The sequence below is a fragment of the Janthinobacterium sp. YR213 genome (assembly GCF_900099875.1).
Lineage (GTDB): Bacteria > Pseudomonadota > Gammaproteobacteria > Burkholderiales > Burkholderiaceae_D > Janthinobacterium > Janthinobacterium lividum.
On the sequence record NZ_FNDA01000005.1, the window covers coordinates 137,044 to 150,814 of the forward strand.

The 13,771-nt window shown below is 65.3% G+C and carries 13 protein-coding genes; 9 read left to right on the top strand and 4 right to left on the bottom strand.

Annotated features, from left to right (window positions below):
* Positions 1 to 456: 456 nt before the first annotated feature.
* The 5 genes from BLT98_RS21610 (at position 457) to BLT98_RS21630 (ending at position 6,920) form a co-directional block, all read left to right on the top strand.
* Entirely contained in the window at positions 457 to 1,476 is a 1,020-nt protein-coding gene (locus tag BLT98_RS21610) for a LacI family DNA-binding transcriptional regulator (protein WP_034751748.1), read from the top strand.
* A 330-nt stretch (positions 1,477 to 1,806) separates the two neighbouring features.
* Complete coding sequence (locus BLT98_RS21615; protein ID WP_034751750.1) at positions 1,807 to 2,385, top strand: superoxide dismutase; 579 nt, start codon at positions 1,807 to 1,809, stop codon at positions 2,383 to 2,385.
* A gap of 118 nt (positions 2,386 to 2,503) precedes the next feature.
* A complete protein-coding gene (locus BLT98_RS21620; RefSeq protein WP_092611363.1) occupies positions 2,504 to 5,476 on the top strand; it encodes a sensor histidine kinase in 2,973 nt (990 codons plus the stop codon).
* Between the two features lie 117 nt (positions 5,477 to 5,593).
* A complete protein-coding gene (locus BLT98_RS21625; RefSeq protein WP_034782071.1) occupies positions 5,594 to 5,965 on the top strand; it encodes a lysozyme inhibitor LprI family protein in 372 nt (123 codons plus the stop codon).
* Between the two features lie 79 nt (positions 5,966 to 6,044).
* Complete coding sequence (locus tag BLT98_RS21630; protein ID WP_092611366.1) at positions 6,045 to 6,920, top strand: Kdo hydroxylase KdoO; 876 nt, start codon at positions 6,045 to 6,047, stop codon at positions 6,918 to 6,920.
* A gap of 49 nt (positions 6,921 to 6,969) precedes the next feature.
* Here BLT98_RS21630 and BLT98_RS21635 read toward each other — a convergent pair whose 3' ends face one another.
* Positions 6,970 to 8,559: a CYTH and CHAD domain-containing protein gene (locus BLT98_RS21635; protein WP_092611369.1), complete on the bottom strand. Its 1,590-nt coding sequence runs from the start codon at positions 8,557 to 8,559 to the stop codon at positions 6,970 to 6,972.
* Between the two features lie 121 nt (positions 8,560 to 8,680).
* On the opposite strand from BLT98_RS21635, the gene mgrA reads away from it, so the two are divergent.
* Complete coding sequence (gene mgrA / locus BLT98_RS21640; RefSeq protein ID WP_034782068.1) at positions 8,681 to 9,721, top strand: L-glyceraldehyde 3-phosphate reductase; 1,041 nt, start codon at positions 8,681 to 8,683, stop codon at positions 9,719 to 9,721.
* 5 nt (positions 9,722 to 9,726) lie between these two features.
* Here the strand turns inward: mgrA and BLT98_RS21645 are convergent, their stop codons facing one another.
* From BLT98_RS21645 to BLT98_RS21655, 3 genes are all read right to left on the bottom strand, one after another.
* Complete coding sequence (locus tag BLT98_RS21645) at positions 9,727 to 10,197, bottom strand: DUF2244 domain-containing protein (RefSeq protein ID WP_092611372.1); 471 nt, start codon at positions 10,195 to 10,197, stop codon at positions 9,727 to 9,729.
* A gap of 74 nt (positions 10,198 to 10,271) precedes the next feature.
* A complete protein-coding gene (locus BLT98_RS21650) occupies positions 10,272 to 10,589 on the bottom strand; it encodes a hypothetical protein (protein WP_092611375.1) in 318 nt (105 codons plus the stop codon).
* A gap of 123 nt (positions 10,590 to 10,712) precedes the next feature.
* Positions 10,713 to 11,045, bottom strand: coding sequence for a hypothetical protein (locus tag BLT98_RS21655; protein WP_092611378.1), 333 nt, complete (start codon positions 11,043 to 11,045; stop codon positions 10,713 to 10,715).
* A gap of 285 nt (positions 11,046 to 11,330) precedes the next feature.
* Between BLT98_RS21655 and BLT98_RS21660 the strand changes: the two genes are divergently transcribed.
* The 3 genes from BLT98_RS21660 to BLT98_RS21670 all read left to right on the top strand — a co-directional run bounded on the left by BLT98_RS21660 (position 11,331) and on the right by BLT98_RS21670 (position 13,769).
* Positions 11,331 to 11,648: a DUF4148 domain-containing protein gene (locus BLT98_RS21660; RefSeq protein ID WP_034782066.1), complete on the top strand. Its 318-nt coding sequence runs from the start codon at positions 11,331 to 11,333 to the stop codon at positions 11,646 to 11,648.
* 128 nt (positions 11,649 to 11,776) lie between these two features.
* A complete protein-coding gene (locus tag BLT98_RS21665) occupies positions 11,777 to 13,189 on the top strand; it encodes an efflux transporter outer membrane subunit (RefSeq protein ID WP_092611381.1) in 1,413 nt (470 codons plus the stop codon).
* A gap of 73 nt (positions 13,190 to 13,262) precedes the next feature.
* Positions 13,263 to 13,769, top strand: a complete 507-nt coding sequence (locus BLT98_RS21670; RefSeq protein WP_034782299.1) for a MarR family winged helix-turn-helix transcriptional regulator — start codon at positions 13,263 to 13,265, stop codon at positions 13,767 to 13,769.
* Positions 13,770 to 13,771: the final 2 nt, after the last annotated feature.

Sequence of the window (13,771 nt, forward strand, 5' to 3'; positions counted from 1 at the left end):
TTTCATCTCCGTTTATTGAGCGTCTTCTATCTTGAAAACGTTTTCACAACATGTGTCCATTTAACACCGCAAAGAAAATCAAGTCAACCGAAAAAGTTGTCATTTTTATTGAAGGCAGCGTGGCAAGCGGCACGCCGTGGCGCGTTTTCTCCTATGAAAAAGCGCAAAAAATCGTCATTTGCGCTGCCGTTGTTTTTTGTGAAAACGTTTTCATATGGAGGTCTGATTAGCGGGCCGCCGAGGTGCGCGAGCGCGTCATCCGACGCATTGCTGGCGGCAAAGGCATGGTTCCAAGGCATTGCTTGGCCTTGATGTGTCGGCTTACGCCCTGCGGGCTAAGCCGACCTGCACCGACCTGCACCGACCTGCGGTTGCTCGTGGCCATTTATGGTAATCTTCCGATGAAAAGGTTTTCAGAGCACTGAGAACCAGCCATCTTGATACCCAGGAATCACCTTGAACGATAGCGCCCACGCTGCTCCCCCTTCCACCCTGCTCGACGTGGCACGCCAGGCCGGCGTGTCGCCCAGCACCGTCTCGCGCATCCTGAATGGCACGGCCAGGGTCTCCGACGACAAGCGCGACGCCGTGCTGGCGGCGATCGCCCACATGAAATTCGCGCCGAACCAGATGGCGCAGGGGTTGAAAAAAGGCCGCTCGATGACCATCGGCATCGTGGTACAGGATATTTCCAGCCCCTTCTTCGACGAAAGCCTGCGCGGCGTGGACGATGGCTTGAAGGACACGGGCTATGCGTCCGTCATCGTCAGCGGGCACTGGAATGCGCAGGAAGAGGCGGACCGCATCCGCCTGCTGCTGGCAAGAAAGGTTGACGGCATCATTTTGCTGTCGGGACGCATTTCGGACGAGAGCGTGCTCGATTTCTCGCAGCAGCGCCCCATCGTCTCGACGGGCCGCCTGCTGGCCACGAAAAGCGCCATCGGCTTCAAGCTCGACAACGAATACGGCGCCTACCTGGCCGTGCGCCACCTGGTGGAACTGGGCCACCGCCGCATCGCCTTCGTGGCCGGCCCCGCCAACAACACGGATGCGGCCGAGCGCCTGACGGGCTACCAGCGCGCACTGCGCGAAGCGGACATCGCCATCGACCCGAAGCTGATGGTGGAAGGCGATTTCCACGAAGCAAGCGGGATGCTGGCCATGAACCATTTGTTCGATACGCAGCAGCAGTTCAGCGCCGTCTTCGCCGCCAACGACCTGTCCGCCTACGGCGTGCGCCTGTGCCTGTACCGCAAGGGCATCCGCGTGCCCGACGATATCTCGCTCGTCGGCTTCGATGACTTGCCCGGCTCGTCCTACACGACGCCGCCGCTCACCACCATCCATCAGCCCCTGTACGACATCGGCCGCATCGCCACGGAAGCGCTGCTGGGCCTGATCAATGGCGAAGCCGTGCAGGCAGCCATTCCGCCGCTGGAACTGATCGTGCGGGAAACCACTCGCCGCATCCGCTGAGGATTGCACCATGATAAACCTACTGCGCAGCCCACTCTCGGGTCGGCGTTGCTCGCTGTACTTTTTGTACAGCTGCGCTACTCAAACCCGATATCGGGCTTGCTCGCTACGGTTTCTCAAGGTGCTGACGCTTCACCATATACCACTATTTTCCTGAACGAGAATCAATACGCTACCAGTATCCGCAACGCATGCGGGAATCTGCAGCAATGGCGCATCCGCTTTACAATAGTGGCTCGTTCAGCAAGAATGCCTGCTTCAAGCAAGCTTGGCTCAACCCTCCGGCCGCAGGCTGGAAGACTCCGAACATTCACCACAAAGGGACATCACATGGAACATACTCTGCCACCACTGCCGTATGAAATGGACGCTCTGGCGCCGCATATTTCGAAAGAAACCCTGGAATACCACTATGCCAAGCATCACCAGGCGTATGTCACCAACTTGAACAACCTGATCAAGGGTACCGAGTTCGAGAACCTGTCGCTGGAAGAGATCATCAAGAAATCGTCGGGCGGCATCTTCAACAATGCAGCGCAAGTATGGAACCACACCTTCTACTGGAACGGCATGAAGCCGGCCGGCGGCGGCGCGCCTGCGGGTGCCGTGGCTGACGCGATCAACGCCAAATGGTCGTCGTTCGACAAGTTCAAGGAAGAATTCACCAAGTCGTGCGTGGGCAACTTCGGTTCGGGCTGGACCTGGCTGGTGCAAAAAGCCGACGGCTCCGTCGACATCGTCAACACCTCGAACGCCGGCTGCCCGCTGACCACCGGCGACAAGCCGCTGCTGACCTGTGACGTGTGGGAACACGCCTACTATATCGACTACCGCAACCTGCGCGCCAAGTACGTGGAAACGTTCTGGGGCCTGGTCAACTGGGACTTCGTTGCCAAGAACTTCGCGTAAGCAGTTCCTGTCAACGTAAGGAGAAAAAGCCTGCGCCGCCCCGCGCGGGCTTTTTTTTGCCTGCTGAAAGGCGAGGCGCTGCGCTACAATCAGCATCTTCCCACCCCGCCCTGCCCCGATGTCCGCTCGCCTGCTGCGCCGCCTGTTGATTTTGCCCCTGCTGGCGTGCCACCTGCACGCGTGCGCGGCCGCCCCCTCGCCCCTGCTGTCCGACTACACCCACAACGCCTGGGGCGCCCTGCAAGGCGCGCCCGTCGACGTACTGAAATTCGCCCAGGGCAAGGATGGCTGGCTGTGGATCGCCACGGCCACCGGTTTGTACCGCTACGATGGCGTGCGCTTCGACCGCGTCGACAGCGTGTACGGCCACCGCCTGCCGTCGAGCAATGTGCTGGGCCTGGCCACGCCACCTGACGGCGCCGTCTGGGTCGGCTACCGCCTCGGCGGCGTCAGCGTCTTTCGCAAGGATGGCGCGCGCACGTACGGGGAAGCGGACGGCTTGCCGCCGGGCGCCGTGTTCCATGTCGAGGCAGCGCCCGACGGCGCCATCTGGGTCGGCACGCGCGATGGCGCGGCGCGCCTGGCGCCGGGCGCCGACCGTTTCGTCGCGCAGGCCGCCAACGTGGGCCTGCCCGACAAGCGCGTGTACCAGATCCTGTTCGGGCGCGATGGCACGCAGTGGATGGGCACCATGCACGGCGTCTTTTTCCGCAGGCCGGGCGAGACGCGCTTTTCCCATGCCTGGCCGCGCACCATGCTCACCAGCATGGATGAAGCGCCCGATGGCGCCATCTGGGCTGTGGACGCGCAAAGCAATTACTATCGCGTGCGCACCAGCGCGCCGCGCGGCGACGCGCCCATCGGGCCCGACGCCAGGGGCAACGGCATCCGCTTCGACCGCGCCGGCACCATGTGGCTGATGCAGCCCGATGGCATTGAACGCAAGTTCGATCCTTCCGGCCCCAGCCTGCCGGCCCAGCGCCTGACGCGCCAGAACGGCATCAGCGGCCCGCTGCCGCAAACGTCGTTCCAGGACCGCGAAGGCAATCTGTGGTTCGGTACCTCGACGGGCCTGGACCGGCTGCGGCCGAACCGCCTGAAGACCCTGGCCGTTGCCGTGCCCTTCGACCATCCCGGCATGCTGCCGGGACCCGATGGCGACGTGTGGATCGGCGACTACGTCGGCGACGTGCGCAGCTTTACCGCCGACGGGGTGAAGAAAGTGATACTGAAAGGGGCACTGGCGGCCAGCCACTGGGCGCCCGACGGCACGCTATGGCTGGGCAACGAGCAAGAACTGCACCATCGCGCGCGCAACGGCGCCATGACGCGCGTGGTGCCGCCCGTGCTGGGACTCGATCCGCAGGCGCTGCAGCAGGACCGCTCGGGCGCCCTGTGGGCCTCGTTTTCCGGCGGCGGCCTGTTTCGCCTGAGCGAAGGAAAATGGATCGCCGACGGCGGCCTGTCCAGCCTGCCGGCGGTGCTGACCACGGCCATGGCGATGGATAGCGCCGGCACCGTCTGGCTGGGCCATGCCGACAATACGCTCAGCCTGGTGGCCGATGGCCAGCGCGCAGGCGCCGTCAGGCGGCTCGGCGCGCCCGAGGGCTTGCAGGTGGGCACCGTGCTGCAGCTGTACCGCGATGGCGAGGCGATGTGGGCCGGCGGCGAAAACGGCGTGGCCCTGTACCGCGCCGGCCGCTTCCAGATGCTGCGCGGCGCGCACGGGGCGGCGTTTCGCGGCGTATCGGGCATCGTGCGCCTGCCGGACGGCGACCTGTGGCTGCATGGCGCGGACGGCATCGACCATATCGCTGCCGCCAGCCTGGCCGCGTGGATGCGGGACGGCAGCGCTGTTACCTCGGAGCGCTTCGACGCGCTTGACGGCTTGCAGGGCCATGCCTCGCAACTGCGCCCCGTGCCTTCGCTGATCCATGCGCCCGATGGCAAGCTGTGGTTCTCCACCTCGGCCACCATCGCCATGCTCGACCCGCGGCACATCCGCCGCAACGCCCTCGCGCCGCCCGTGCAGATCCACAGCTTGCTGGCCGATGGCGTGCGTTACGCGCTGGACGATGGCAAGCCGCAGCACTTGCCGCAAGGCAGCAAGACCCTGCAGATCGGCTTCACGGCCCTGAGCCTGTCGATGCCGGAACGCGTGCGCCTGCGCTACCGGCTGGCAGGCGTGGACACGGGCTGGCAGGAGGCGGTGGGACGCCGCGAGGCCTACTACACCAACCTTGCCCCCGGCAGCTACCGCTTCGACGTCACGGCCGCCAACGAAGACGGCGTGTGGAACACGCAGGGGACAGGGCTCGACATCGTCATCGCGCCCACCTTCGTGCAAACGCCGTGGTTCGTGGTGCTGCTGGCGCTGGGCGCCGCGCTGCTGCTGTATGGCGGCTACGTGCTGCGCATCCGCCACCTGACGCGCAATATGCAGGAACGGTTGCAGGAACGCTTGCAGGAGCGCCTGGCCGAGCGCTCGCGCATCGCCCGTTCGCTGCACGACACGCTGCTGCAAAGCGTGCAAGGCTTGATCCTGTCGTTCCATGCGCATGCGGACATGCTGCCCAAGGGCACGCGCGAACGGGCGCGCCTCGATGGCACCCTCAACCTGGCGGACCAGCTTCTGATCGAAGGCCGCGACCAGATCATGGACTTGCGCGCCTCGGCCGAACCCGACGAACTGCGGCTGGCGCTGCAGCAATTCGGCAAGGGCCTGGCCGAGCACCGCGCGCACGCCTTCACGGTGCATGTCAGCGGCATCTGCCGGCGCCTGCAGCCGCGCGTGCATGACGAAATCTATGCCATCGCGCGCGAAGCGCTGTTCAACGCCTCGCGCTACGCCGAGGCGGCAAACATCGTGCTGGAACTCGACTATGCGGAGCGGGCATTCACCCTGCGCGTGCGCGACGACGGCTGCGGCCTCGATGACGCCGTGGCGCAGGCGGGCCAGCGGCCCGGCCACTGGGGCCTGGTCGGCATGCGCGAGCGCGCCGCCGCCATCGGGGCCAGCCTGCGCATCGACAGCCGGCCCGGCGCCGGCACGCAGATCGAAGTGAGCGTGCCGGGCCGCCTGGCCTATTGACGGCACGCTTGCGGGCGCGCCCGCAAGCGTCTGCGGCCCGGATGGAAAATGTTATACGATGCGCAAGAGCGCTGCCGTGCTCGCCTATCCTGCCACACCACTTTCTGAAAGCACTCCATGAAAAAATGCCTGCTCGCCCTATTGCTCTGCGCCTCCGGCTCCGCCTTCGCCAACTCGGCCTGCGACACGCCGCGCAACGACTTCGATGGCCTGTATTGCCTCAACAAGGTGTACCAGGAAGCGGACAAGGAACTCAACGCCAACTACAAGAAACTTAGCTCCCAGCTCGATGCCGGCGGCAAGCAAAAGCTGAAATCGGGCCAGCTTTCCTGGATCAGCGAGCGCAACGAGCGATGCTCGAAAAAGGATGGCTCGGGCTTCTATGTGAACCTCGATTGCGCCACGCGCACCACCATCGAACGCGCGCAATTCCTGCAAGACCGCGTGCGCGAATGCGTGAGCGCCGGCTGCCAGAACAGCAAACTGTGAGCTGAACCTGCGCTAGCGCAAACGGGAGCGGGCGACAGGCGCCCATACTGGCCGCTCCGATGTCTTCCCCGTTTGTGCCATGAGCAAACTCATCGACATTTCCCTGAACCAGTGGGACGCCAGTGGCAGCGCCGTGCAGCAGGCGGCGGCGCTGCAGGCACTCGAAGATGGGCAAGTGCTGCTGTTGCCCCGCCTGGGTTTCTCCCTGCGACAGGAAGAGCATGCGCTGCTGAACGGCGCGGTGGGTAACGCCAGCAGCGCCAAGAATATCAGTTGGGAACCGGCGCGCGGCGTGCGCGGCCACGGCGGTGCCTACGATGCGGCCCTGCTGGCCGCGCTGATGCAGCGCTACGCGCGGCACACGCAGCGCTTGCTGGGCGGCTTGCTGCCTGGCTATTCCTCCCATCTGCAGCAAGGCAAGGGCAGCTTTCGCCCCGTGGAAATCGCCGGCCGGGCGAGTTCCTGGCGCAAGGACGATACGCGCCTGCATGTCGACAGCTTTCCCTCCTCGCCCACGCAGGGCCGGCGCATCCTGCGCGTCTTCACCAACATCCATCCGCGCGACGCACCCCGCGTGTGGAAACTGGGCGCGCCATTCGAGCAGGTGGCGCAGCATTTTTTACCCGTTGCGAAGCGTCCGCAACCCGTGCTGGCGGCCCTGCTGCAATGGCTGGGCATCACCAAGTCGCGGCGCACGCCCTACGACCACTACATGCTGCAGCTGCACGACGCCATGAAGGCCGACCTGGGCTACCAGGCGCAGGTGGAACAGCACACCCATGCGTTCGCGCCGGGCCAGACGTGGATCGTCTTCAGTGACGCCGTATCGCACGCGGCCCTGCGGGGACAGCATGCGCTGGAGCAAACCTGGCTGCTGCCGGTGCACGCCATGGCCGCCCCGCACAAATCGCCGCTGGCCATACTCGAACGCCGGTTGCAGCGCCCGCTGGCCTAGCCGCGCCTGATCTGGCTTGGCCTGGCCTGATACTGCGGCAAGAGCGGGCTCAGGCCGGCAAGCGGGCCGCCTTGAAGCGCCGCCAGGCCTTGTGCATGCGGCCATCGCTGCCCTGCGCCTGCGCGCGCGCCGCCAGATAGCCGCGCACGAAGGCCGCGTGCAGCCGCAAGCCATCCCGGGCGGACGGGGCCGACTGGTCAGCCTGGCCAGTCTGAACCTCGGGCAATTGCTGCAGCAGCCGGTCCGCCACCTGCACATCGTTGAGCCAACCCAGTTCATCCTGCAGCAGCGACAGCCGCCCCACATACGGCTGCACGGTGCGCGCGGCAAACAGCGAGGCAAAGAATTCCGTCGCATACCGCGTCTTCTTGGCCGCGATGCGCACCCGATGGCGCTGCTGTGGCGTGGCATGCAGCAGGCGCTTGCCGCGTTTCATCAGGCGGCGCTGGTCCTTGCGCAGGGTCGCGCGGGCAAACGGCGAGACGTGCGCGTCCAGGCGCCGCAATTGGCGCGCGGAGCAATTGTCGCGCCAGGCGCACGCCTGCAGCCAGCGCTGCAAGCCCAGCATGCAGGCCGTGTAGCGCGCCGAGGTGACGGCCTGGGCCGCTTGCACGTGCTTGAGCCGCGCCTGCGCATGCGCCGCCTCCGCCAGCGCCGCCGCATCCGCGGCCGCCTCGCCATCGAGCTGCGCCAGGGTATTGCCAGCCAACACATCCCAATCGCGCGCCTCGCCCAGCGCGCCGCCCAGCCAGCCGAGTTCGCCCTTCAAGGCGTCCGGCAGCGCCAGCAGGGACTTGAACATGCCCAGCGCCGAGCGCAAGCGGCGCAGGCCCACGCGCATCTGGTGCACGCTTTCCACGTCCTCGCCCGCCGCCACGCCATCCTGGTTGCCGCTGACTTGCTCCAGGCAATTGCCGGCGATAGCCAGGAATACCTGCTCCACGGACATGGCCGCGTCCAGCGCCAGGGGCTGCGCCTTGACGGCTTGCAAGGGATAGGATGCCGCCAGCCGGTAACCGCGTTCCGCCTTGCTCATGTGGCCCAGCTGCAGCGGCACGTCCTGCAGCAGAGCCAGCGCCACGTCGAACAGGCTGGCCGCCTGCCCCTGCTTCAACTCCAGTTCGATTTCGCTGACGGGCACGCTGCGGACGGCGCCATCCGCCCCATCCGCACCGCTTTCAATGACACCCTGGTCCAGCACGCATTCGATCTGGTCGCCCTGCGGCGTGCGCAGCAGCCATACGGTGCGCTCGATACGCGTGGTAAACACGGGCTGCAAGGCGTCGCGGATGGCGTCCTGGCGCAGCAGCGCGCGGATCGGCTGCTTGCGGCCGATGGCCGCATCGAGCGCGGCAAGGTCCGGTTGCGGCCCGGGAACTTCGCCTTCCCACTCGTGGCGGCTGTGCAAGCCGCCGCTGACAGTGCCGCCCGCCTTCAGGGTTTGCATCCAGTGTCCATCCACGTGCCGCACGCGCAAGCCCGCCTGCTGGCGGCACAGCTGCAAATCGGGCGTATCGACATAGATATCGTGCATCTGCAGCAGTTGCGGCTCGCCTTGCGCAGACTGCGCCAGCAGGGGGTGCGCGCGCAAACGCAATACATCTTCCTGCGCCAGCAACAATTTCAATTCGATTTCCATGACCGCTCCTTGCGAGACTTCTCAACGCTTATTGTAAGGCGCGTCCCTTCGCGCGCAAGGCGCACGCACGCACACTTTGATTTTGCGCGAAAATAAGCACTTCATTCAACCAGGAGATGCCATGACCTACCACGCCGCCGAGAACCGCTACGACAGCATGCAATACCGCACCTGCGGGCGCAGCGGGCTGAAACTGCCGCTGCTGTCGCTGGGACTGTGGCACAACTTTGGCGACAGCAACAGCCTCGCTTCCCAGCGCGACATGCTGCGCACGGCGTTTGACCTGGGCATCACGCATTTCGACCTGGCGAATAACTATGGCCCACCATATGGCAGCGCGGAAAGCAATTTCGGCAAGCTGCTGCGCGACGATTTTTTACCATACCGCGATGAACTGATCATTTCCACCAAGGCAGGCTGGGACATGTGGCCGGGCCCGTACGGCCAGGGCGGCGGTTCGCGCAAATATGTGCTGGCCAGCCTGGACCAGAGCTTGCAGCGCCTGGGCCTCGACTACGTCGACATCTTTTACTCGCACCGCTACGACGCCGACACGCCGCTGGAAGAAACCATGGGCGCGCTGGCCACGGCCGTGCAGCAGGGCAAGGCGCTGTACGTGGGCCTGTCGTCGTATTCTCCGCAAAAGACGGCCGAGGCGGCCGCCCTGCTGAAAGAGTGGAAAGTGCCGTGTCTGATCCACCAGCCGGCCTACAACATGCTCAACCGCTGGATCGAGGAAGACGGCTTGCTCGACACCCTGCAAGAGCAAGGCATGGGCTGCATCACGTTCACGGCGCTGGCGCAGGGCCTGCTCAGCGACAAATACCTCGATGGCGTGCCGCAGGATGCGCGCGTCAACCGCCCCGGCGGCGGTTCGCTGCTGCAAAAGCACCTGAGCGCGGAAAACCTGGCCCGCGTGCGCGCGCTGAACCAGATCGCCGCGCAGCGGGGGCAAACCCTGGCGCAGATGGCGCTGGCCTGGGTGCTGCGCGATCCCCGCGTCACCTCGACCCTGATCGGCGCCAGCAGCAGCGCGCAAATCCGCGAAAACGTGGCAGCGCTGCAGCAATTGTCATTCACGGCCGACGAGCTGGCCGCCATCGACGTGCAGGCGCGCGAAGGCCATATCAATCTGTGGGAAGGCCCGTCGCGGGCCGTGTAAGGCGATTACGCTGGCGGTGGCAGCAGGGTCAGCAGTTCCTGCGCCACTTGCCGGCGCCGTTCGGGCGTGGCGAACACGCCCACATCCACATGCGCGCCAGCCTGGCCGACATCCTGGATGCGTATCAACTGGCGCGGCCCTTGCGGCATGGCGATGCGCGTGCGCCACGGCGAAAAGTGGTGGCGCCGGCAGTGCCCGGCGCTGACCTGTTCGATGATCAGCTCGCCGTCGCGCAGGGCGATGTGTTCATAGTCGCGCGCATGGCGCAGATAATGCAGCAGTGCAATGGCCACCAGGCCCAGCTCGGCGAACGAAAAGACGGGAATGTACCAGAGGCCGCGCAGCGCAAAGGCGGCGGCAATCACGAGGGAGAACAGGCATAGCAAGCCATAGGCGCGCAGCAGCTGGCGCGCCGTCAAGGCACTGTGGCGCGCCAGCAGCCATTGCGGCTGCTCGCGCGAGTGATCGCGTGGCATGGCGCCTCCCGCACTATCGCTCCATCACCGCAGCGGCCCCCGCCGCCGCCAGGTTCAGCCAGATCGCGCCAAGATCAGGCGCCCATGCGCACCAGCGCGTGGCCCACGTGCTGCCACCAGTGATCGCGCGACTTGACCTGCTTCAGGCAAGCCGTGTCGATTTCCGTGGGGAACACGTGATCCTGGCAAGCCTTCGTTTCCAGGGCATAACGCTGGTTTTCCGCCGCCGCCAGGGCCACGACAAGCCAGAACGCCAACGCCAGCAAGACCACCAGCAAACTCCAGGCCAGGTGATTGGTGTTACTTTTTTCGCCAAAAAACTCGCGCGGCCGCGTCTCGCGGTACATCGACATCAAGTCTTTTTCTTTCTCTTCCGACATCTGCGTTTGCATCCTCTGACATCCTATCCTGTGCCGGCCGGCTGGCCATGGCGGCGCGCACGCCGCCTTGACCACATTTTACGCTGATGGCGCAGGAGAGACAGTAATTCGTGGCGACCGTGCCGCCAGCAGCCGTCAGGGGCGCGGCGCAGCCCCCCGCGGACCGCCGGGTTCGCCCTCGCCCTCCTCCTCTGCCGGCCGCACGGGCGCCACGCTTTCCACATGGTCGACGTCGATATCGCCGCCATCGGGCGCCGTATCCTGCGGCTCCACGCCAGCCCGCTCGCCCGTGCCGGCCGCATCGCTGTCGTTCTCGAGCGCTTCCGGGTCCTGGCCCGGCACGCCCTGCATGTCGCTGCCGCTGTCGGAACTGTCGCTGGGCCCAAGCGCGCCCTTGCCATGGCCGCTGCCCAGGATACGGTCGGGCGTGACGGGCAAATTGTCCGGATCGAGTGAACTGCTGCTCATGGCTGGCTCCCGTTGATAAAAAAACCAGCTTACTCCCCTGGCCTGGCCAGCGGCGCACGCCTGCACGGCATTTTCCCTGGGGAAATGCGGCGGCGCACAACTATTTTCAAAAATTACTTCACAAATGTACTATTCATTGCTATAGTTAATTCAAGTAAGCATCTTCTCATCCAGAAACTGCTTCATCGGCGGCAGGGCACCCACCAGCGCCCTGCCGCCGAACCGACCGGTACGTGGCGATCCGGCCCATCCACCCAGCCATCATGCACATTTTGGAGTCTTATCATGCAAGCCAAATCACTCATCGCAGCATTGTTTGCCATTACCACCGCTACCTCGGCCTTCGCCCAAAGCGCCGCCCCAGCCGCTGCCAGCCAGCAACTGACGCGCGCCGACGTCACGGCCGAATACATCCGTGCCCGCAACGCCGGCGAAATCGCCACCAGCGAAGTCGACTACCCGAAAACGCCGGCCACCGCCGCCAGCAACGTGACGCGCGAACAAGTCATGGCCGAGTTCTACGCCGCCCGCAAGGCTGGCCTGATCCCGCAAACGGAAGCGGACTTTGATGTCGCGCAAACGGCAAAACACGTCGTGAAATAAGAAACCAGTCAGCCGGTTTCAGTCAGTCAGTAACACACCTCAGTTGCGGCGCAGCACCCGGGCCACTCCCGGCGCTCACCGCGGCGAGCTGTCAGCATCACCCCAACCCCACCTTCCGGAGTTCCTGCATGTCCCTGCACCGCCGTTTGTTTGCCGCCAGCCTGATCCTTGCCTTGAGCGCTTGCGCCGACATGGGCCATATCGCGCCGCAATCGGCCATGCTCGACGCCAACAAGCTGCAAGCGAGCCAGGCCATGGATGCCGCCGCCAGCGCCGCCATCCAATGGCCGCGCACGCAATGGTGGCAAGACTTGCACGATCCCCAATTGAACCGCCTGATGGAGCAGGCGCTGGCCGACAGTCCCACCCTGCGCGGCGCCCAGGCGCGCGTGCGCCAGGCCGAGGCGCTGGCCGGCGCGGCCGAGGACAAGACCCGTCCGCAGGCGGACGCGAATGTCTCCATCAACCGCGAACTGTATTCCCAGCACGGCAGCACCCCGGCGCCGCTGGCCGGCAACTACGCCTGGCGCAACCAGGCCACCGTCACGGCCTCGTACGACCTGGACCTGTGGGGCCGCAACCGCGCCGCCCTGTCCGCCGCGCTGGGCGACGTGCAGATGGCGTCGGCCGAATCGCAGATGGCGCGCCTGGCCCTGGAAACGGCGCTGGTGCGCACCTACATCCAGCTGTCGTATGAATTCCAGCTGCAGGACGTGATCGAACGCAGCCTGGCGCAGCGCGCCCGCATCCTCGACATCACGCGCCAGCGCAAGGCCGCCGGCATCGGCACGGACATCGACGTGGCGCAGATCGAAACCACCTTGCCGGCGGGACGCCGCCAGCTGGAACAGTCGGCCGAATCGCTGGCCCTGCTGCGCAACCAGCTGGCGGCCCTGGCGGGCAAGGGCCCGGCAGCCGGTGCGGCGCTCACGCGTCCCGTGCTGCGCCTGGACCAGCCGCTGGCCATTCCCGCAGCGCTGCCGGCCGACCTGATCGGCCGCCGTCCCGACATCGCCGCCCAGCGCTGGAGAGTCGAAGCGGCGGCGCAGCGCATCGACGCCGCCAAGGCCGAGTTCTACCCGAACGTCAACCTGGTGGCCTTTGCCGGCTTCCAGGCCTTCGGCTTCAGCCACTTTCTCGACGCCAATTCGCAGGTGCGCGGCGCCTCGCCCGCACTGAGCCTGCCCATCTTCGCCGGCGCCCGCCTGCGCGCCCAGCTAGGCAGCCAGACGGCCGTGTACGACGGCGCCGTGGAGCAATACAACGCCACCGTCATCAACGCCATGTCGGACGTGGCCAATGCCGTCACCCGCGCCCAGTCGCTGGCCAAACAGCACCAGCTGACCGTGCAGGCGCTGGCCACGGCGCAGCGCGCGCGCGACCTGGCGGAAAAGGCCTACAAGGCGGGCATGAGCGACGCCATCAACATGCTCAACACGCAAGTGGCGCTGCTGGCGGAAGAACAGCAGCAGGCGCAGAATGGGGCACGCGAGCTCGATCTGTACGTTTCCTTGATGAATGCACTGGGAGGCGGCATCTGAGCTTGCAATCCTGGCATTGCCCTAGCCCAACAAGATACAATCGGAACTTTATTCACACATGAAGGAATATGACATGACCGCTTTTGACGCCACCTCCAAGCGGCTGCAAAACATCCGCACGCGCATGCCAGGCTTCCCCATGGAACTGATGCGCCTGTTGCGCATGACGTACCACATTCAAAAAGGCATGAAGGACCTGACCAACGCGGCGCTGAAAAAGCATGACCTGGTCGATGCCAGCTACATGGTGCTGGCCGTGCTGTACGGCACGGACGACGAAACCTCGAACGCCTGCACCCTGGGCATGGCCTGCCATGAAAAGCCGGCCAACCTGACGCGCGTGTGCAACGACCTGGAAACGCGCGGCCTGATCCACCGCGGCACGCGTCCCGGCGACCGCCGCTCGGTGATGATCTCGCTGACCGACAAGGGCCGCGCACTGATCGAAACGGCACTGCCCGATGTGTACCAGGAAACCTCGGCCCTGTATGAAGGGTTCACGGACGAAGAGCTGCAAGTGCTCGACAAGCTGTACATGCGCCAGTTGCGCAACCTGAACAATCTCAACAACCAGAACTGATA